Here is a 19,292-nt window from a genome sequence, read left to right as displayed (position 1 = left end):
TATGGTTCACCCCACCCTGCTGCTCTTCTTTCCCAGCGCCCGCTCCCTGCTGGAGCCCCTTTATCCGGTGTGGGAGAAGCGGTTGGGCTCTAAAGCCCTGGCCCTGGAGAAAGCCCAGCCCCAGGCCTGGCGGGAGGGGCTCGGGCGGCTTTTAAATCAGAACCGCCTTCTGGCCCTGCGCGCCCGGGGTTTTCCCCCCGATCCCGCCCCCACCCTGGTGGTGCTGGGCAGCCCCCTGGACGAGGCCCTCGAGGAAACCCTGGCCGATCTGGAGGCGTTTTTCCTGGGTGCGGGCAGCCAGGGCCTCGAGGCCCGGCTGCACCTGGTGCTCCTCCTGCGCGACCCCCAGGAGTTTCAGGCGGCGGGCCGCTTTCCCCCGAACCCCGCCCACCCCCTGCCCAGCCGGGTCTGGCCCCTGGCCCTCTGGAACCGGCGGGGGGGCCGGCTGGCCCGGGAGGAGTACCTCCAGGTATGGGTGCAGCACTTTGTGGAGGCCCTGATTCATACCAGGGCCCCGCTCCAGCCCACCCAGGGCCGGGACTGGATGGGGCTGGGCGTCGCCCGCATCGAGCGCGCCCAACCCCAGGCCCAGGATCTGGTGCCGGGGCTCTGGGAGGCCATCCAGGGGGCCGGCGAAGGGCATCCGGGGGCCTTCCAGCTTCCGCCGCCCCCACAAACCCCCAAGGCCCAGTACCCCCCCAAGCCGGAGCGCCAGGACTGCTTCCGCTACCCCGAGTGGCGAGGCTCATCCTGGGAGCAGGCCCTGGCGGAGCAGGCCCGGAAGGAGGAGGCGGCTTTGGAGGAGGCCCTGCTGTCCCTGGAGAACCCCATCCGGTTTGCCAGCGTAAGCGAGGCCCTCTTCAAAGGCCCCAAGGCCCTGCAGGCGGTGCTAACGGGCCTGCGGGAGACCCAGGGCGAGCTTCAGAAGCGGCTACAGGAGGCGCTGGCCGAGATGGACGAGGCCCTGGGGTTCCGGGGCCAGCGGGCGCGCTACCGGCGCCTGAAGGCCCGCCAAGAGCGGGGGCGGCCCGTTGATGAAGAGGAGTTTGACCGCCTCGAGGCCCTTTTCCAGGAACTCGATGGGGCTTTGGGGGAAGGACGGCTGGAGGTTCTGCTGGAAAGGGACGGGGAGGCCCGGGCGCTCAGGGAGGAACTGGAGCGCCTGAAGGCCGAGCTGGAGGAAGGGCAGAAGGAATGGGACAAGCAGGAGGCCGCTGCGTCATCCCAGTCGCAGCCTCGAGGGTTCCGGTGGTTCTTTCCCAGGCGTCCAACTACCCCTGAGACCCCCTCCGCCCGCAAGCAGCTCTGCGACGCGGCCTGGAGCATCCTGGGGGAGGCCCACGAGCGGTATGTGGCTTATGCCGCCAGGCTGGAAAAGTACCGGCGTATCTACCGCGAGGTCGGTTACCTGAACGCGCTGCTGCCTGCTCTGGCCGAGGAGGAGCGCCAGCTTCAGGAGACGCTCGAGCGCATCCAGTCTTTTAGCCCTCGAGCCCCCTCGAGAACTCACAACCCCCTGGTGGTTCGGCTCCCCGGGCCCCGGCCTCCCCGCTTTGCCTACCATCAGGAGGCCGCACGGCTTTTGCAGGAGGGGATTCTGGAGCACCTGTGGTACGGGGACGACCTCGAAGCCCTGGAAGAGGAGCTGCTGGAGGGGGCCGAGCGCCTCCTGGCCCACACCCCTCCCCCCGAGCCCCTGAACCCCCCGCCCGAGACCTGGGCCCTTTTGGTGGAGGCGGCCACCCCCCAGGTGCCGGTGCGCACCTGGCCGGAGCACCGGGCCTACGCCTATGTGCTGGGAAGCGCCCAGGGGAGGCGCTGGGGGGAGGCTTACGCGGAAGAGCCGGGGCGGGAGGGGGAGGTGGTGCTCTTCCGGCTCCTTTATCCCCTGGCGCCCGCAGACCTCTGGCGGGAAGGGGCCGGGGCCTTTTCCGAGGAGGGGGAGCTGTCCTTGCAAGAGGCCCCAGCGCAGGCGGGACAGCCCAGGGACAGCCTGCGCCCCAACCCGCTTCTGGACGAGCTGCAGGGGCTTTTGGGATGAGGAAGGTGGGAAGTGGTGGTTCTGGAAAAAGCTGAGCGTGCGTTCCCCGGGCATATTCTGGATAAAAGCCTGATTCAGGAAGAGGTTTTTTACCGCATCCCCCGCTACGTGGTGGAGTACCTGCTGGCCCGCATGGGGGGCCAGCGCGAGGCCGTGGAAAAGGTGCGAAAGCTCCTGGAGGAGCGCTACCTGGGCCCCGGCCACGAGCAGTGGATCAAGGATCAGCTCCTGCGCACGGGCCGGTTTGTGCTCATCGACCGCCTCGAGGTACAGGTGGATCTGCAAACAGGCTCCTACCGGGGCCGGATTCCCAGCCTGGGAGAGCATCTTTTGGAGGTGCGGCCCCGCCTGGCGGAGGAGCACCCGGGGGTGCTCTACGGGATGTGGGGCACCCTGGAGCTCTTGTACGACCCGGCCACCCGCAAGGTGCGCCTGGGGCAGTTTGTGCCCTTCGAGGCGCATCTGAAGGACCTCGAGCCCTTCCAGCGGGGCCGCCAGGCCTTCAGCGAGGAGGAGTGGACAGACTTTCTCCTGGGGAGCGTAGGCATCAACCCCGAAGGCCTGAGCGAGCGGCTGAAGCTCCTCTACCTAGCCCGCCTGGCCCCCCTGGTGGAGCCCAACCTGCACTACCTCGAGCTGGGCCCCCGCCAGACCGGGAAGACCTACCTTCTGCGCAACACCTCGGCCGAGGCCTTCGTGGTCTCCGGAGGCAAGGTGAGCCCGGCGGTTCTGTTCTACAACCAGCTCACCCGTCGCCCGGGCCTGGTGCCCACCTACGAGGTGGTGATCTTCGACGAGATCGCCCACACCGCCTGGGAGGATCCCTCGGTAATCTCTATCCTGAAGGACTACATGGAGTCGGGCCAGTTCAGCCGGGGCGGCAGAACCCTGGCCACCGAGGCCTCGCTGGTTTTCCTGGGCAACGCCGACGACCCCACCCCCCCTGTGACCCGCGCCCTGCCCAACGGGCTGCGGGGGGACACGGCCTTCCTGGATCGGATACACGGGATCCTTCCAGGCCACGAGTTCCCCAAGATCACCCCGGAGCGCCTCTACCAGGGCCCGGCCCTGGTGGTGGACTACCTGGCCGCGGCCCTGCGCCGCCTGCGCCCCCTGGCCTTCTCTGCGGAGGTGAGCCTGCCCTCGAGCTACACCCAGCGGGACATCCGCGCGGTGCGTAAGTGGCTTTCCGCCCTGCTAAAGCTCCTCTACCCCCACCGGGTCTGGCCGGAGGAGCGGGTGAAAGGTCTCCTGGAGTTTGCCCTCGAGCTGCGCGAAAGGGTTTACGAGGAGCTCCACCGCCTGAACCCGGATGAGTTCCCTCCGCGCAAGCCCCAGGCCCCACCCCCCCGGCTCGACTGGGCGGAACTCCAGGCCCTGCTGCCCGCAGAGTACACCGGCCTTTTTCAGGCCCTGCAGGAGGCGGGCCTGCCCCCGCCGGAGGAAGGCCCCGAAGACCTGATGGCAGAGGGACGGGTCATCGGGCAGAGCCTGGCCCGCTGGGGCCAGAAGCGCCTGGTGCCCCCGGGGCTGGGGGCGCATGGCCTCGAGGTTCACCCAGAGACCCCAGTGGAGAAAATCCAGAACTATTACCAAATCTCCCTCGAGGTGACACCTATAGTAGGATTGGGGAATGGGTCGTAGGATTGCCCCAATCGATTGGACTGAAAGCGCAGAGGAGCTGGAGGCACAGTATAGACGGGAGAAGCACCTGGAACGACGTAAACGGCTGCAGGCGATGTGGCTGGTACGTCGAGGCAAAGCTGCACAGGATGCGGCCAAAGAAGTGGGGATTGGACGTAAAACCCTCAACCGGTGGCTGGCTTGGTATCGGGCCGGGGGATTGCAGGAGGTGTTGAAGCGCGTACCGGGCTGGGGGGTCAAGGTCAGTCGAGCCTGGTTGGATCAAGACCAACAACTGGAACTGCGAGCCGAGAGTGCCCAAGGAAGCTTTCGCACCTACGAAGAAGCGCGGCAGTGGGTGCAACAACGCTTTGGGGTGCAGTACAGCTATAAAGGCCTCTATGGGCTGATGGCTCGATGGAAGATTCACCCCAAAGTACCGCGACCGAGTGCTGCCAAGGCCGATGCGGCAGCGCAAGCGCGCTGGAAAAAGGGGGGCTCAAAGCCCTGATAGCCGAGCAGCTCCACCGAGGGGGTCAGACCCTGGGGGAGGCTCTGGGCCGGATTGGGTTTAGCGATGAGCTGCGGTTGGGACTGCTGGGTCAAGTTCGACGGGTGCTGGCGCCTCGGGGGGTGAAGGTCGTTCAAACGGTACAGCGGGCATACCAGTATGCCTACCTGCTGCTGGCGGTGATACCGGCCATCGGTCAGTTGAGGTGGGGTTGGATTCCCCGCCTGAAGCAAGAACACCTCAAACCGGTGCTGGAGCAATGGGGGTTAGCCATCAACGTTTGGGATGGGGCGGGGGTTCATCGGGGTCGTAGCCTATCCGAGCTAGCGGGGAGTCGTATCCTTCAACCGGCCTATTCGCCCGAGCTCAATCCTGCCGAGCGGGTGTTTGAGGAGGTCAGGCGGGCCATTGAAGGCAAAGTGTACCCTTCGCTGGAACACAAACGCCTGGCTGCCGAGGAGTTCCTCACCCAGCTTGCGGCTGATCCAACTAGGGTCAAGCGGCTTTGCTTTTGGCCTTGGATTCAAGAGGCTTTATGTGTCACCTCGTCGTAGAGTTGGTATATCTAAACAACTGAAGGAGGAACTATGGCTGAAACCGTGACCCTATCCATCGCGGATAGTTTCTACAAGGCCAAGGATCGCCTCACTGCTGCGGAGCGGGCCTTGGTGATGGAAAGCCTCCTTCTCTTTGCTCAGAATCCGCGCCACAACAGTCTGAATCTGGAAAAAATCCACAATGGGTTTTGGTCTACTCGAGTTAATCGGGATATACGAATTATCCTCTACCCCTACGGTAAGGCCTGGATTGTGGCTTATTGCGACCATCACGACAAGGCCTACGAATGGGCCGAGCGACACCGGGTGGAGGTTCACCCGGTTACGGGCGAACTCCAGTTCACCCGCGCTGAGGTAGTGGTAGTTACGGTGCCTAGGGAGGTAGAGGCCCCTCTTGCCCGCTTCGACGAGGACTATCTCCTGAGCCTGGGGGTGCCGCCGGACTACCTCAAACCCCTGCGCTACGCCACCGAAGACGGGGTTCTGGAGCTGTTGGACGGGCTTCCTCAGGCCATTCAGGAACGCATTTTAGATCTTCTGGATGGCAAACCCGTGGTTCCGCCGCCCAGAATCCAGGTGCAAAACCCGGAGGAGCTCCTGGCCCATCCCCTGATCCAGCGGCAGTTCCACCTGCTCCAGAGCCTCCAGGAGGTGCGCCAGGCCCTGCAAGGCTCCTGGGAGGCCTGGCGCTTTTTCCTGCATCCCCTGCAGCAGGAGGTGGTGAAAGCCCACTTCGGGGGGCCAGCCCGGGTGACGGGCGGAGCGGGCACGGGCAAGACCGTGGTGGCGATCCACCGCACCCGCACCCTGGCCCAGCGCTACCCGGAGGCCCGCATTCTCCTCACCACCTTTAACAAAGGCCTGGCCCAGAGGCTCAAAATCGCCCTCAAGGGTCTGGCCGGGGAGGAGCTCCCCAACGTTTGGGTAGACAACCTGCACAACCTCGCCTTGCGCCTCTACGAGGAGGCTTATGGGCGGGTACATATCTGGAAGGAGGAGGAATACCGCCCCGTTCTGGAAAAGCTGAGCCAGGGCCTGTCCTTCAGTTCAGACTTCGTTCTCTCCGAGTGGGAGATGGCCGATGCCTGGGGCCTGTACACCTGGGAGGCCTACCGGGGCTTTTCCCGCGAGGGCCGGGGCATCCCCCTGAGCGCCCGGGAGCGCCGCAGCCTCTTTGAGGTTTTCCAGCGGGTATGGGAGGGCATGCAGGCCCAGGGGGCTACCACCTTTAGCGGGGTCTGCCACCGGGTGCGCACCGCCCTGGAGGAAGGGAACCTGCCCCGCTTCCGCGCGGTGGTGGCCGACGAGACCCAGGACTTCGGCCCCGCCGAGCTCATGCTCCTGCGGGCCCTGGCTGAGGAAGGTGCGGACGACCTCTTCCTTACCCTGGATCCTGGCCAGCGGATCTACAAAGGCCCCACCTCCTGGCGGGCGCTGGGCCTCGAGGTGCAGGGGCGATCCCGCCGTCTGCGGGTCAACTACCGCACCACCCGGGAGATCGGGGAGCTGGCGGAGCGGACGCTTCCCTCCCAGGTGGAGGGGGAGGTGCGGGGGAGTCTGGCCCTTCTGCGGGGTTCCAAGCCGGAAATCCGTGGCTTTCCCAGAGAGGAGGCGGCCCTGGAGGAGCTTTTGCGCTGGCTCCGCTGGCTCCTGGATCAGGGTCTGGAGCCCCATCAGATGGCCGTTCTGGCCCGCACCCATAACCTGTCCAAGCGGGTTGGGGAAGGGCTGCAGAGGGAGGGACTCCTACCCCAGGGTCTGGAGACGGACGGGGAAGGGGTCTGGTGCGGGACGGTGCACGGGGCTAAGGGGCTCGAGTTCCGTGCGGTGGCTTTGTTTGGGGCCACCGCCGGCCTGTTCCCCTTGAGAACCCTGCTGGACAGGGCCGCCGACCCTCAGGAAAGGGCCCTGGTGGAGGAGAAGGAGCGCAGCCTGCTGTACGTGGCCCTCTCCCGCCCCCGGGAGTACCTCTGGGTGGGTTACTGGGGCGAGCCCAGCCCCTACCTGCCTTCCTGAGATGCTGGGTTGGGTAAGGCTATGTATCCCGGTGCCGAACTAACCGAATCTGGTATGAGGCACCTGGGGAACCGACGCCTCGTGTAGCTTCCAGAGGGGTCAGGCCCATGTGGGGCTTTGTGCCTGGATCAGCCCTCCAGGTGCCGGGCCAGCCACTCCCTGGCTGCCTCCAGCTCCTCCGAATGCAGCTCATGGCCGGCCTCCTGCCAGCGCAGCTCGACCGCGGCCCCGGCCCGCTCGAGCCAGTCTGCCAGGGCTTCGACGCGCTCAATGGGGGCCCAGGGGTCGCGACGGCCCGCGGCTAAGAAGGCGGCCTTGGTGGAAAGGTTGGGCAGGGTGGAAGGCTTCAGGGGCAGCACCGGGCGCAGCAGCACACCCCCGGCCAGCGCCTCGGGGTGCAGCAGCATCAGCGCAGCGGCCATGTTGGCCCCGTTGGAGTAGCCCAGGGCGTACACCCGGCCCGCATCGAAGCCGTAGCGTTTGGCGGCCTCCCCCACAAAGCGGGCCAGGTCGGCGGCCTGGGCCTTGAGGTCGGCCTCGTCGAACACGCCCAGGGCCAGCCGCCGGAAGAAGCGCGGAGCGCCGTTCTCGAGCACCTTCCCACGCGGTGAGAGCAGGTTGGCAGCCGGGGCCAGATGGCGGGCCAGCTCAATCAGGCTGTGTTCGTTCCCCCCGGTGCCGTGCAGCAAGAGCAGGGTGGTCGGTGAGCTCCCCGGCTCAAAGCGGTGGACGAAGCCCAGCTCGGCGCTCACGACCACACCTCAGGCGTGGGCAGACGCAGCTCGGGCAACCTGGCCTCGATGCGGGGGCGCGCCGGCTCGAGCCACGGCGGCAGCACCAGCTTCTCGCCCAGGTGGGCGGGGTCTTCGTCCACGGCGAAACCGGGGCCGTCGGTGGCGAGCTCGAAGAGCGCCCCGCCCGGCTCGTTGAAGTAGACCGATTTGAACCAGAAGCGGTCGATCTGCGGCGTGGCCCGCATGCCAGCAGCCTCGATGCGCGCGCGCACGGCCATCTCGTGGGCGGTGTCCTCCACCCGCCAGGCCAGGTGGTGGATGCTGCCCCGGCCCCAGCGGCCCTGGGGCAGGTTGGGCAGCTCCTTGATGTCGAGGAAGTTGCCCGAGCCGCCGCCATTGACGACGAAGCGGTTCCAACCCTTCTCCTGGCCTGCGCTCACGAAGCCTAAAGCCTGGCTCAGAAACTGCGCGGTGGGGTAGAGTTCGCGCTCCCACAGCCGCGCACCGTGCAGGCCCATTATTTGTTTGTCCTCCGGAATGGTGCTCCCCTCCCAGGGGGTGAAGGGGCGGGGGCCAGTTTCCACCAGGGCGACCTCGAGGCCGTCGGGGTCCTGAAAGGGCAGGGCCCGCTCTCCAAAGCGCACCTCCACCTCGCCCACCCTGACCCCGTAGCGCTGCAGCCGAGTGGCCCAGAACTCCAGGCTGCCGTGCGGCACCGCAAGCTGCACCTCAACGGCCATGCCGGTGCCCTTGCGCGGGGCGGCCAGGTTCTCCCAGGGGAAGAAGGTGAGGTCGGTGCCGGGCCGCCCCTCGGCATCGGCATAGAAGAGGTGGTAGGTGCCGGGGTCGTCCTGGTTTACGCTCCTCTTCACCAGCCGCATCCCCAGAACCCCGGCGTAGAAGTCGAGGTTGCGCTGGGCCTGGGTGGCCATGGCGGTGACGTGGTGCAGGCCGTTCACCCCGCTCATGCCCGCACCTCCGCGCCCGGGTGGGCGATTTCGGGCAGGGCCAGTTCGATCTGGGCGCGGCTGGCCTCGAGCCATGGCGGCAGCTTGAGGCTGCTGCCCAGCGCCTCGAAGGGCTCGTCGGCGGTGAAGCCGGGGATGTCGGTGGCGACCTCGAAGAGCACGCCGCCGGGCTCGCGGAAGTAGACCGAGCGGAAGTACTGCCGCTCCCGCACCTCGCTCACGCGCAACCCCAAGCCCAGCAGCTTCTCGCGCAGCGCGATTTGGGCCGCGTCGTCGGGGACGCGGAAGGCGATGTGATGAACCGTGCCCACCCCGTCCCGCGCGGCCAGGAACCCTCCCGTCTCCCGCACCTCCACCGCGCCGAACCCGCCCTCGGGCACCATCACGGTGACGTTCTCGCGCTGCCCCTTCACGCGGTAGCCCATGGCCTCGAGCGTCCGCAGGCTCGGCCCGGCCTCGAGCACCCACATCTGCGCGGCGTAGACGCCCCGGATCGCGTGCTCGGCGGGAACCGGCATGGCCTTCCAGGCGGTGACTTCGGGCGCGTGGGGGGTGGCGACGAGCTCGAGCTGCAGCCCGTTGGGGTCCTTGAACGCCACGACCTGAGCGCCTTCCCGCTCGAAGGGGCCGCTGTACGCCACGCCCTTCTCCATCAGGCGGTGCAGCCAGTAGCCCAGCGAGCTTTGGGGGATCGCCAGGGAGACCACCCCCACCTGATGCACGCCCGCCCGTCCGGGCGCGGCCTGCGGCCAGGGGAAGAAGGTCAGGAGGGTGCCGGGCCGGCCCAGCCCGTCGCCGTAGTAGAAGTGGTAGGTGCCGGGGTCGTCAAAGTTGACGGTGAGCTTGACCAGGCGCAGTCCCAGCACCCCGGCATAGAAGTCCAGGTTCTTCTGGGGGTCGCCTGCCATCGCAGTGATGTGGTGAATTCCGGTGACTTTTTCCATTGCAGGCCCTCCTCGAGGGCAACCTCACTAATGATGATAAAACATAGTGCTATAAAAAATCAAGCATTACAATCCGCTTACCGAGAAGCCGCCGTGCTGCAGGGCTTCCTGCAACTCCGCTGGGCGTGGGTCTCTCAGTGTACGGGCGTTGTCGCCGGGTTTCCAGTGGCCCTCGAGTTCGCCCACCGCCACCATCGGGAACTTGAGCTAGCCGCTGCTCATAGCCCGCACGGCCTGCTCGGCCTCGGGGTTGCGCTCCACGTCTGCAGCTTGAAGGGGATGCCGCGGGCAACACTCGGTTCCGTAGACGAACACCCTAGCCATCGCGCCCCACTCGAGCGCTGCCCCCTCGGCCTCGAAGCCGGTCTCGAGGTGGCTGTTGTTGCAGAGTGTTGGCTCGCTCGAAACATGCCCAAAGGGCGTGAAGTGTATAGCAAATATTTTTTTCACGTAAATATAATCGTGAAAAAAAACACTTATATCCAATCTGCGACAACTAGATGCTGCTTCTTGAACAGGTTGCTCAAGATTTCTGAGGCTGCCGCGCGCAACGGGCTTCCCGCAGATCCCCCAGGCGCTCTCGCGTGTCTCTGGCGAAAAATCCGGCCCCTCCTCGGGGCCGTGAACGCGGTGCTGAAGGAGCTCGAGACCAACCCGCCCTGGGGTAGTTGCCGGTTATTCCTTCGCCTGCTCGTAGGGCTGGTGGAGCTGCACCGGCTTGGCCTTGGTGCGGCTGCCAGCACGGATGTTGAGCCACTCAGTGAAGACCGCGAAAGCGATGGCGAAGTAGATGTAGCCCTTAGGGATCTTCTGGCCCAGCCCCTCGGCGATGAGGCTCACGCCGATGAGCAGCAGGAAGGACAGCGCCAGCATCTTGACGGCCGGGTGGCGTGTAATCGGTCAATACACTTGAGACTCCTGAGGAACCGACACCTCCTGTAGTTGCCTTTCACCTTTCTACTTGGCCATCCTTTTCTGCAAACAGGGTTGGCTTGGTCAGGGCGTTCCGGGCAGTTTCAAAAGAAGAGAACGCGGAGCACCGGGCAATTGACAATCTGGGGATGAGCGAGGGCAGGCGGGGAGAGCTGGAGGGGACGGAATGAGGTGAAGAAGGCTTCGATCTTAGGCCACGCGTGCTTTTCTCAGGCTGGAGGCGTAGCGTTTGTGAACGGGTTTGAGTTGGTATGAGTCCAAGGCGAGCATCGTTCGTGAGGCGATACAAGGTTACCTGGCCAATCCCATCCACATCCTTCACTCAACTGCGCAAGTCCTACCGGAGTGCTAACATAAACATGTGAGGCTGTCTGAGCGCATCACCTTCAACCCACTGGTCATGGGCGGGCGGCCCTGCATTCGTGGAACGCGCATCACCGTGGGCACCATCCTCAACCAGCTCCGTTCCCAGACCCCGGCAGAAATCCTGCGCGACTACCCCGAGCTCGAGCCAGAGGATATTGACGCCGCGCTGGAGTACGCGGTCTTTCTGGCCGAGGAGCGCGAGGTTGCGGTTTGAAGATTCTACTGGACATGAACCTCACCCCTCGCTGGGTGGGGTTTTTGCGTGAACGGGGCCACCAGGCCGTGCGATGGTCGGAGGTGGGACTGGCCAGCGCAAACGACCTCGAGGTGTTGCGCTTCGCTGCCACCCAGGGGTACTTGCTCCTAACCCACGACCTCGACTTTGGCGACCTGCTGGCGTATACCCAAGCGTGGTGATTCTGCGGGGAGTGGACTTGCGGCCTGAGGCTAGCGGAGAGCGCCTGCTGCAAGTGCTGGTGGCCGCGGCAGAGGTGCTCGAGGCTGGGGCCATCGTAGTGGTGGACTCCCGCCGGGTTCGTGTGCGCCCGTTGCCTTTAGGATAGCGAGGGTAGGGCACGGCTCACCTCGGGACATGCACGTACACGCCCACCGCCACATCCTTTGCCCAACTGCGTAAGTCCTAAATGCAACAACGCCCCTTCAAAGTATTCCCGATCAAGCGGAGTCGCCGGGTGGCGCGGCAGCCAAGTAGATGGGCGAGAGCGAACTGTACAACTCCTGCAGGCATACCCTATCTATATGCACTTATGTCCAGTTATAAATGAAATCAAATATAAGTGGTTATAACTTTACCCCAATTCGGAAAAGCCACCCGAACCACCAACCGCTGTGGAGGCCGGAGGAGCAACAGAGACCAGCACCCAGCCCCGCCCCCATCTGCGCCACCATGTGACGCCAGGCAGGATCGTGCTCCAGCAGCTTGAGCAGACCATAGGCCAGGAGCACCGCATAGACGTGAAAGACCAGCCCCCGGGTCTTGCGATAAGCACGCTCGCTCAAACCCCGCCGATCCAGGCTGGAAAACACACTCTCGACCACCCGGTGCCCCTGTAAAAGACACCGCTCCCGCCGGGTATGAGGCCGCATGTTGCGCTTGTGCTTGGCAACCAGATCCACCCCCTGCCGGGCCACCCGTGACCGCCTGGTACCTCAACCCCTCCAGTAGCCGCTCGGCTACCACCACATCGTGCACGTTGGCTGAAGAGAGCAAAACCCGCCGTATGAAGCCCTGGTCATCGACCAGGGCGTGTAGACGTAATCCGTAGAAGTACGTTCGGTTGGCATGGTCACGGCCGATGCGTCCGGGGAGGCTGACCCGCTTGGCCCGGGCCAGGGCGGCCTCAAAAAACCCTGGCCCCCTCTAGCTTCAGAAAGACCCCATCCCACGGTGTCAAGTATACTTGGCGGGGTGGGGTTTGGCTTTGGGATAGGGCCGGGGGCCGAACCCGAAAACCCAAGACTATTGGCCTTTCGTGGGCGACGAACGCGTGGCCGCCCCATGGATTGGGTTCGCCTGAGGGGAGGTTGAGTTCCGCTAGGGTACGGCTTGCTGAGCCTGGCTAAAAGCCGAGGCCGGGAACCCGCTGCACACTCAAGGCTAGTAGAGGAGAGTAGCTATGTCCAGTCTGACCGCCGCGCTGGTCATCTACCGCCAGAGGCCCGCCCTGGCCTGGGAGAAGGAAGGGCGGCTGGAGCTCCTCCTTTCCGACGGGGAGCGGGTGCGGGTTCGTTCCAAGGACGTTCTGCTCCTCCACCCAGGGCCTGCAAGCCTGGAGCTTGCGGTTCCCGAGGGCGAGGAGGAGGCGGCCTGGGAGCTTCTTAAGGGGGAGCAGGTTTCCCTGAAGGAGCTTGCTGAGTTGGTCTACGGGGCCTACACCCCCGAGGCAGCCTACGGGGCCTACCTCCTGGCCCAAAGGGGGGAGCGCTTCGCCCTGGAGGGGGAGGGGGTGAGGGCCCGCACGGAGGAGGAGCTTTCCGCCCTCCTGCGGGCGCGGGAGGAGAGGGAAGCCCGGGAGCGGGCCTTCCGGGAGGGGGTGGAGCGGCTTAAGAAGGGCAACCCGGGGCCGGAGGATCGCCCCCTCCTCCAGGAGGTGGAGGCCCTGGCCCTGGGGAAGCGGAAGGAAAGCCCTGTCCTGCGCGCCCTGGGCCTTTCCGAAACCCCCGAGGCCGCTCACGGCCTCCTCCTCCGCCTGGGGGTCTGGCACCGGGAAAACCCCCACCCGAGCAGGCTGGGCCTCCCCCTTACCCCCCCAGGCCTCCCGGTTCCCCCTCTGCCCGAGGAGGAACGGGAGAACCTCACCCACCTCCCCGCCTTCGCCATCGACGACGAGGGGAGCCGGGATCCGGACGACGCGGTGTACGCGGAAAGGGTAGGGGAGGGCTTCCGCCTCTTGGTGCACGTGGCGGACGTGGCCGCCCTCGTCCCTCCGCATAGCCCCCTGGACGAGGAGGCCCGCCGCCGGGGGGCCAACCTCTACCTGCCCGAGGGCACGATGCCCATGCTCCCCGAGGAGGCAACCCAGATCCTCGGCCTGGGCCTGAGAGAGGTTTCCCCCGCCCTCACCTTTGAGCTACGGGTTTCCGAAGAGGGGGAGCTACTGGAGGAGCGGATCTACCCGAGCTGGGTGCGGGCTGTGCGCCTCACCTACCGGGAAGCCCTGGAAGTGGAGGGCCTCGAGGCTCTGAAGGCCCTGGCGGAGGTCTTGCGAAGGCGCCGCCTGGCCCAGGGGGCCCTAGACCTCGCTCTTCCCGAGGTGAAGGTGCGGGTGGAGGGGGAGGCCATCCAGATCCACCCCCTTCCCCCCTACAAAAGCCGGGTCTGGGTGCGGGAGGCCATGCTCCTTGCGGGCTATGCCGCGGCCCATCTGGCCTTACGGGAGGGGCTGCCCTTCCCCTTCGCCACCCAGGAGGCCCCCAGTCGGCGGGTGGAGGGGGAGGGCCTGAGCGCCCTTTGGGAGCAGCGGAAGGCCCTGAAACGGGCCCAGCTCAGGGCGGTGCCCGCCCCCCACAAGGGCCTGGGCCTTCCCCTCTACGCCCAGGTGACCAGCCCCTTGAGGCGCTACCTGGATCTGGTGGCCCACCAGCAGCTTCGGGCCTGGCTCCGGGGGGAAAAGCCCTTAGCCCAGGGGGAGATTCTGGAAAGGGTGGGGGCGGCGGAGGCGGTGGCCGACCTGGTGCGGGAGGCCGAGAGGAAGAGCAGGCTTCACTGGACCCTCCTCTACCTTCAGGAAAAGGGGTACGAAGGCCCCGGGGTTCTGGTGGAGCGAAGGGGAGGGCAGGGGGTCTTCCTCCTCCCTGAGCTGGGCCTCAGCGCCCAGGTGATCCTGCCCGCCCCCCTTGCCCTGGACGCGGAGGCCCGCCTCCGCTTCCTGGAGGCGGATATCCCGGGCCTCGAGGCCCGCTTCGCCCTCCTTTAGCCCATGTTCCCACTGCAGGCGAAGCCCAAGCCCGCAATGAGGCCGGAGAGGATGTCTCCCAAACCGCCCATCAGGGCCGCTGGCGCAGATTCTGGCCGGCTTGCCAGCGCCCCACCCACCAAAATGCGGTGGCCATCGCCCGGTTTAAGGTTTCTTGATCGGGTGGATTGATCAACAAACGTTCTAACTCGGCCTCGTCGATGTTTTCCAGCGGCCTGGCCCGGGGCCGGTCGCCGGCAAAGCGCAGGGCCATCCCTTCGGCTTTCCAGCGGGGCCAGCCCGCGGGCTGGGCCAGGTGGAATAGCTCGTGACGCAGGGTGCGCTCCAGCGCGCCCCGCTCCAGCAGAAGCCGCAGACGCTGGCTGTCGATCTGGTTCCTGTTCCGATTGGCCGCGGCCAGGATGAACCAGGGCAGCCGGGTTGCGGCGCGGTAGGACTTCAGGTGGGGGTGCACCACCACCCGCACCTCTGGGGGCGGCGTATAGCCAGCGGCGATCAAGTCCCGCCGGGCTTTTTGCAGCACCCGGAAGACCTCGGGCAGGTGCCGGGCGTCCTCCGGCGAGGCCGTCTGTACTACGAAGCCGGGTGCTTTGGCGATCTGCCAGGCCTGGGCCAGGGCCAAGGGGAAAAAGACCCCAAAAGCAAACAGCACCCAGGGCCAGCGCACCGGCTCACCTCACTCGCTCACCTGCAGCGTCCGTGCCGTCCCCACCCCGCGCACCTCCGGCTCGTACATCATCCAGGCCAGCGTGGGCAGCGCGGTAAAGCGGCCGGGGGTCTCGGCCCGCAGCAGGTAGGTGAAGGTGACGGGCCCGCTCAGGTAGCTGAAGAAGAACTCCACCTGCCGGTCGCGGATCTCCCGCCCGTCGAACCAGTAGTTCCAGCCGTAGTAGTCGTCGCCAAAGCGCGAGCGCACCCCGGCGATGCGGAAGGAGTCGTCGTTCTCCACCACCACCAGGCCGGCCGGGGTGGGTTCCTCCACCACCACATACCGCAGCGCGCCCTGCTCGGGGCGCACGGTGAGGGTTACCAGCACCAGCTCCCCGGCCTTGACCGGGCCGGTCAGGGGGCTTTGCTCGTAGACAAAGCGTTCGGTTCTGGCATCGTAGCGGGGGGTGAGCTTATGATAGGTACGGGCCACCCGCAGGCCACGGGACTCCGGACGCAGGTACTCCTTCTCCTCGAAATAGCTCACGCTGCCGCTGATATACAGGCCATTCTGGCCGGTGACCTGTACCTCGTTCTCGCCTACCTTCAGGCCTTCCAGGGCCAGCTCGGCCCCCCGGGCTGGAACCTTCAGGGTTTGCGTCTGCCCGTTGACCCGAACCTGCACCTCCTGTTCGCCGGGCTGCTCGCCGGTAGCCTTCGCCAGGGCCAGTGCGGCGATCACCACTGCGGCGGTGTCCTTGGTGGAGACCCAGCGGGCCCCCCTGCGCTCCTGCATCAGCCAGTTCACGATCTTGGGGACGGCGGGGTGGTTGGGGCGCAACCGGGCCAGGGCTTCCAGGCCACGGGCCGTTGCTTCAATACGGTCGTCGTTCCAGGCCCAGCGCGGGGCCCGCACCTCCCAGTAGGCGGTGCGTTCGCGCTCGGTCAGTCGGGCCAGGAGACCCTCGAGGGTCCGTTCGGCCAGGGCTCGGTTGCCGTTGTGGTGGTAGGCCAGCACCGCCAGCGCATGGCCGTAGGGGGTGAGGTCGGGCCTTCTCAGGTAGTCTTGCAGGTAGCTAAAGTCCAGCGGCGGGGTTTGTTGATTGGCGGTTCGGGTCAGGTGCGGTTGGTTGGAGCGCTGCAAGCCACCCGGCGCACGAGCGAAGTCTGTCCCGACAGCGGAACGTTCCTTGGGCATATACGCGGGCCCGGCCAGGGCAAAGGCATAGGCGGCGTAGGCCACGGCGTCGGCGGCGTAGGTGTGGGCGTCGGGCCGGTTCAGGGTTTTGAGCAGATACGCCACGCCCCGCTTCAGGACGTCCTCGCGCACCCGATAACCGGCCTCCTGGGCCTGCAGGAGCCCGGTCAGCACATAGGACGAGATGTAGAGCGAGGAGTCGTCGTGCTGCCAGAAGCCCCAGCCCCCGTCCTCGTGCTGGAAGTCGTAGAGGCGCTTGAGGCCTGCCGCCACAAAGTCGTCCAGATTTTGCGCGAGTTCTTCGGGTAATTGGGCAAAGTTACCGGCCTGCCTGGCCAGCACACTGGGCAAAAAGCGGCTCATGGTCTGTTCGGAGCAGCCATAGGGATAGCCTGCCAGATAGGAGAGTGCGGGTGTGACCGCAGCGGCCAGCGAGGGGGTGAGGTAGAGCCGGCCCCGCATCTGGCCGGGGTCGGTGGTGGGGGGCAGGCTAAACGCCCAGCGATCCCCCGACTGCCCGGCCCAGCCCAGCTCCTGCTTGAGGCCCCTGGGGAGGATGGGCAGCCGGGTGCGCAGGGCATCGGAGGCGGCCGGGGTGAGGGCCGAGGCTTCCAGGGTAGCGCTGCCGCTTTGTCGGGCCTGCACCCGGTAACTGGTAGCGGTGCGTCCACCGGCTGGAAGCCTAACGGGTGTGGTGGGTGGGGTCAGCAGCTCGAGCCCGCTGGGCACCAGGCGCAACTGGCCCTCCTGGTTCTCGCCCAGGTTGTTCTGCCCGATCACCCGCAAGGTGGCCTCGTCCCCCCGGACCAGGAAGCGCGGGGTGCTCAGCCGGGCGATCACCGGCAGGGTGGTGGTTACGGTCTGGGTGGCCTGCCCAACGGTATCCGCCAGCGAGATGGCCCGGGCGGTCAGGCGCCACTGGGTCAGGTTGTCGGGGAAGCGAGCCTCTACCGTGGCCTCGCCCCGTTCGTCGGTCTCCACCGCGGGCAGCCAGAGGAGGGTATCGCGGAAGTCCTCCCGCACTTTGGGGGCCGCCAGCGACTCCTTGGCCTGTCCAAAGACGGCCCTGTCCATGGGGGCCCGGCCGGCCACCGCAGGTGCTGGGGCCACGTTGCCAAAGTAGAAGCCCCCGGCGGTCTGGGTGCCCACCAGGTTGGACTTCAGACCCCAGAAGAAGGCCCGGATGTCCGGGGTTTTCTCGGGCCGCACCAGGTAGATGGCCTCGTCCACCAGGCCCAGCGTGACCTGGCTTTTCACCGCACGCCCGCTGGCATCGGTCACCTTGAGCCGGAAGAGGGCGGTCTCGCCGGGCTTGTAGGTGGTTTTGTCGGAGGCCACCGTCACGTTCAAAAATTTCTCCGTCGGTGGCAGCAAAAAGCCCGCCACCTCGCTGTAGTACTCGCCACCCCCCAGCACCGTGACCGCGAGGTAGCCGTTGGGGGCCATCTCCGGGGTGAGCTTCAGCTCGTAGGTGAAGGTGGAGCCCCGGAAGCGCACAATTTCGGGCTTGCGGAGGCCCGGGCCTTCCAGGTTCACCAGGGCCCAGCCATCCGCCACCGGCGACTGCACCACGAAGCGGGCGGTCTCGCCCACCCTGTACTGGGGCTTGTCGGGGGTAATCTTCAGGCTCTTATAGTCCCAGAACCAGTACGAACCGTCCGAGACCCAGACCCCCTCCTGGGCCTGGGTGGCCCGCCCGGCGCGGTCGCGGGCCTCCACCACCAGGGTATACGAGCCCTGCTTGGGCAGCCTGAGCTGCAGCCTGGCCTGGCCCCTGGCGTCGGTGCGCCCCTGCAGGCGGACGGTGCGTTCCTGCTGTTCGCCCCGGCCCCGCACCCAGTAGACGCGGTTGGCGCTCAGGGAAAAGGGCAGCGCGACCGGGTTGCCCTCGAGGTCTTCGGCCTGCACGGTGACGCTCAGGGTCTCCTGGGTCTGATAGGCGTAGCGGTCGGTGCGGATGTTGAGCACCACGCCCGCACGGTAGGCGGTGAGAAACCCGGTTCCGCTGATCTCCCGCCCGGCCTCGTCGGTCACGCCGGCCTCGAGGGTCAGCCGGTAGTCTTCCCCCAGGGGCTGCAAGGGCACCTCCAGCACCAGCTCCCCCTGGGCGTTGAGCCGCCCTTCGCCCCGCTCGATGATCCGGCCCTCGTAGATGTCCTCGTACTCGTAATTCTCGTAGAAACCGTAGCTCGAGGCGTAGGCAAAGCGGTAGTAGGGCCGCTGGATGAGGGCGTAGCTGACCTTGCCGCCCGCCACCGGCCCGCCAAACAGGTACTCGCCTTTCACCACAAAGCGGGCCTTCTCCCCCTGCACCGCTACGGGCTTTGCGGGGGTCACCTCCACGCGGTACTCGGGCTTGACGAACTCCTGCACCTCGAACTCGCCGATGTGCTCCTCCCCCTGTAGACGGGCCACCAGCGTATACCCGCCCAGCCGCACGTCCAGCCCCAGGCGAAACTGCCCGGAAAAGCTACCGTAGGCTTCGGTGGTGAAGCGGCCGGAAAACACCTCGTTGTCGTCGAAGTCGCGCACCACCAGCTCCACCGGCTGATGGGCGATGGGGCGCAGGCCGCTGGTGCTGCGGGCGGTGCCCTTGAAAAACACCGTCTGGCCGGGGCGGTAGACCGGGCGGTCGGTGACCAGATAAAGCCGATTCTTTTCCAGGTTCCAGCGCTGCCAGTAGGCGCTGCTAAAGGCCCAGGAGCTGCCCGAGCGGGCCGCCACAAACAGGTTGCTGGTGTCGGGCAGGTTGCTCTGGAGCAGGGCCAGCCCGCCCTCGGCCCGTCCCTGCTGCACGATGCGCCTGTCCTTGGAGACAAAAATCTGGGCGGTGCGCGGCTGTCCGCTATCCAGGCTGGCGGTATAGGCCAGGATTCGCTGCGGATCCGACTTGACCACCAGCCCCAGGTTGGTCACCAGAACCAGCGTGGCCGAGGTGGGGCGGGGGGTGCCCATCTGGGCCAGGTACAGGCCCTCGGGTAGCCGCCCCAGGCTCACCTCGCCGTAGGGCCTATTCTGGGTGCCAAAAACCGGCACGGTACGCACCGGCGACAGGTCCAGCTCGCCGGTGCGCTGAAAGCCGCGCGGACCGCCGAGTTCCACCACCTTCTCGGGGTTGCGAATCCGCAAGAGGCGGATCTGGCTGCGGCCACCCCCCGGCAGGTAGTACTCCAGCCGCACCGGCTGGGTGGGGCTGTAGGTTCCGCCGCCGTACAACTGGGGTTCCGGGCGCTGGGCCGACCCTGGTATCAGACTCAAAAAAAGCAAACCGAATATGCCGAACCCTGCTCGCCCAAAACGCTTCATCTCCGTAGCC

At 66.3% G+C, this 19,292-nt stretch carries 17 protein-coding genes and 2 pseudogenes; 10 read left to right on the top strand and 9 right to left on the bottom strand.

Translation table 11 applies throughout. From position 1 onward, the window contains the following. Position 1 precedes the first annotated feature (1 nt). From MTAI_RS14250 to MTAI_RS14230, 5 genes are all read left to right on the top strand, one after another. Positions 2-2,041: a hypothetical protein gene (locus tag MTAI_RS14250; protein ID WP_027888720.1), complete on the top strand. Its 2,040-nt coding sequence runs from the start codon at positions 2-4 to the stop codon at positions 2,039-2,041. Between the two features lie 15 nt (positions 2,042-2,056). Further along, positions 2,057-3,685 (top strand): BREX system Lon protease-like protein BrxL, encoded by a 1,629-nt coding sequence (gene brxL / locus MTAI_RS14245; protein WP_245453154.1) that lies wholly within the window; start codon positions 2,057-2,059, stop codon positions 3,683-3,685. Further along, the gene (locus MTAI_RS14240) at positions 3,675-4,175 is read left to right on the top strand and encodes a winged helix-turn-helix domain-containing protein (RefSeq protein ID WP_081439958.1); all 501 of its coding nucleotides are present in this window, start codon (positions 3,675-3,677) and stop codon (positions 4,173-4,175) included. Before brxL ends, MTAI_RS14240 begins: the two co-directional genes overlap by 11 nt. Before the next feature lie 122 nt (positions 4,176-4,297). Continuing rightward, positions 4,298-4,729, top strand: a complete 432-nt coding sequence (locus MTAI_RS14235; RefSeq protein WP_157413585.1) for a transposase — start codon at positions 4,298-4,300, stop codon at positions 4,727-4,729. A 33-nt stretch (positions 4,730-4,762) separates the two neighbouring features. Then, positions 4,763-6,748: a 3'-5' exonuclease gene (locus tag MTAI_RS14230; RefSeq protein ID WP_027888932.1), complete on the top strand. Its 1,986-nt coding sequence runs from the start codon at positions 4,763-4,765 to the stop codon at positions 6,746-6,748. Positions 6,749-6,876: 128 nt separating this feature from the next. Here MTAI_RS14230 and MTAI_RS14225 read toward each other — a convergent pair whose 3' ends face one another. From MTAI_RS14225 to MTAI_RS14205, 6 genes and pseudogenes are all read right to left on the bottom strand, one after another. Next, positions 6,877-7,500 carry an alpha/beta hydrolase gene (locus MTAI_RS14225; protein ID WP_027888933.1) on the bottom strand — a complete coding sequence of 208 codons (624 nt, stop codon included), beginning with the start codon at positions 7,498-7,500 and terminating at the stop codon, positions 6,877-6,879. Continuing rightward, positions 7,497-8,450, bottom strand: a complete 954-nt coding sequence (locus tag MTAI_RS14220) for a ring-cleaving dioxygenase (RefSeq protein ID WP_027888934.1) — start codon at positions 8,448-8,450, stop codon at positions 7,497-7,499. The genes MTAI_RS14225 and MTAI_RS14220 overlap by 4 nt, the downstream gene beginning before the upstream one ends. Continuing rightward, a complete protein-coding gene (locus tag MTAI_RS14215) occupies positions 8,447-9,394 on the bottom strand; it encodes a ring-cleaving dioxygenase (protein ID WP_027888935.1) in 948 nt (315 codons plus the stop codon). Before MTAI_RS14215 ends, MTAI_RS14220 begins: the two co-directional genes overlap by 4 nt. Before the next feature lie 66 nt (positions 9,395-9,460). Next, positions 9,461-9,589: a hypothetical protein gene (locus MTAI_RS15645; RefSeq protein WP_280938744.1), complete on the bottom strand. Its 129-nt coding sequence runs from the start codon at positions 9,587-9,589 to the stop codon at positions 9,461-9,463. Between the two features lie 12 nt (positions 9,590-9,601). Further along, positions 9,602-9,844, bottom strand: coding sequence for a hypothetical protein (locus MTAI_RS14210; protein ID WP_027888936.1), 243 nt, complete (start codon positions 9,842-9,844; stop codon positions 9,602-9,604). 225 nt (positions 9,845-10,069) lie between these two features. After that, positions 10,070-10,291, bottom strand: a pseudogene (locus tag MTAI_RS14205) (TerC family protein); the annotation flags it as partial. Between the two features lie 92 nt (positions 10,292-10,383). On the opposite strand from MTAI_RS14205, the pseudogene MTAI_RS15755 reads away from it, so the two are divergent. From MTAI_RS15755 to MTAI_RS15435, 4 genes and pseudogenes are all read left to right on the top strand, one after another. Beyond that, positions 10,384-10,679: pseudogene (locus MTAI_RS15755) on the top strand (IS701 family transposase); the annotation flags it as partial. Positions 10,680-10,688: 9 nt separating this feature from the next. Next, on the top strand, positions 10,689-10,907 hold the full coding sequence (locus tag MTAI_RS14200) for a DUF433 domain-containing protein (protein WP_027888909.1): 219 nt from the start codon (positions 10,689-10,691) through the stop codon (positions 10,905-10,907). Then, on the top strand, positions 10,904-11,110 hold the full coding sequence (locus MTAI_RS15440) for a DUF5615 family PIN-like protein (RefSeq protein WP_223299626.1): 207 nt from the start codon (positions 10,904-10,906) through the stop codon (positions 11,108-11,110). The genes MTAI_RS14200 and MTAI_RS15440 overlap by 4 nt, the downstream gene beginning before the upstream one ends. Continuing rightward, positions 11,107-11,256 carry a hypothetical protein gene (locus MTAI_RS15435; RefSeq protein ID WP_241768786.1) on the top strand — a complete coding sequence of 50 codons (150 nt, stop codon included), beginning with the start codon at positions 11,107-11,109 and terminating at the stop codon, positions 11,254-11,256. The genes MTAI_RS15440 and MTAI_RS15435 overlap by 4 nt, the downstream gene beginning before the upstream one ends. A gap of 238 nt (positions 11,257-11,494) precedes the next feature. Here MTAI_RS15435 and MTAI_RS14190 read toward each other — a convergent pair whose 3' ends face one another. Further along, the gene (locus MTAI_RS14190) at positions 11,495-11,845 is read right to left on the bottom strand and encodes a hypothetical protein (protein ID WP_051349853.1); all 351 of its coding nucleotides are present in this window, start codon (positions 11,843-11,845) and stop codon (positions 11,495-11,497) included. Positions 11,846-12,330: 485 nt separating this feature from the next. Here MTAI_RS14190 and MTAI_RS14180 point away from each other — a divergent pair, with 485 nt between their 5' ends. Then, positions 12,331-14,130: an RNB domain-containing ribonuclease gene (locus MTAI_RS14180; RefSeq protein ID WP_036197517.1), complete on the top strand. Its 1,800-nt coding sequence runs from the start codon at positions 12,331-12,333 to the stop codon at positions 14,128-14,130. A 70-nt stretch (positions 14,131-14,200) separates the two neighbouring features. On the opposite strand, the gene MTAI_RS14175 is transcribed toward MTAI_RS14180, so the two are convergent. Beyond that, on the bottom strand, positions 14,201-14,797 hold the full coding sequence (locus MTAI_RS14175) for a hypothetical protein (RefSeq protein ID WP_027888824.1): 597 nt from the start codon (positions 14,795-14,797) through the stop codon (positions 14,201-14,203). A 9-nt stretch (positions 14,798-14,806) separates the two neighbouring features. Then, positions 14,807-19,282, bottom strand: a complete 4,476-nt coding sequence (locus MTAI_RS14170; RefSeq protein ID WP_027888825.1) for an alpha-2-macroglobulin family protein — start codon at positions 19,280-19,282, stop codon at positions 14,807-14,809. Positions 19,283-19,292 lie beyond the last annotated feature (10 nt).

It is taken from the genome of Meiothermus taiwanensis WR-220 (assembly GCF_003568585.1).
GTDB lineage: Bacteria > Deinococcota > Deinococci > Deinococcales > Thermaceae > Meiothermus > Meiothermus taiwanensis.
Note: the sequence above shows the minus strand (reverse complement) of the source record. Positions and strands in the feature narration are given on the sequence as shown.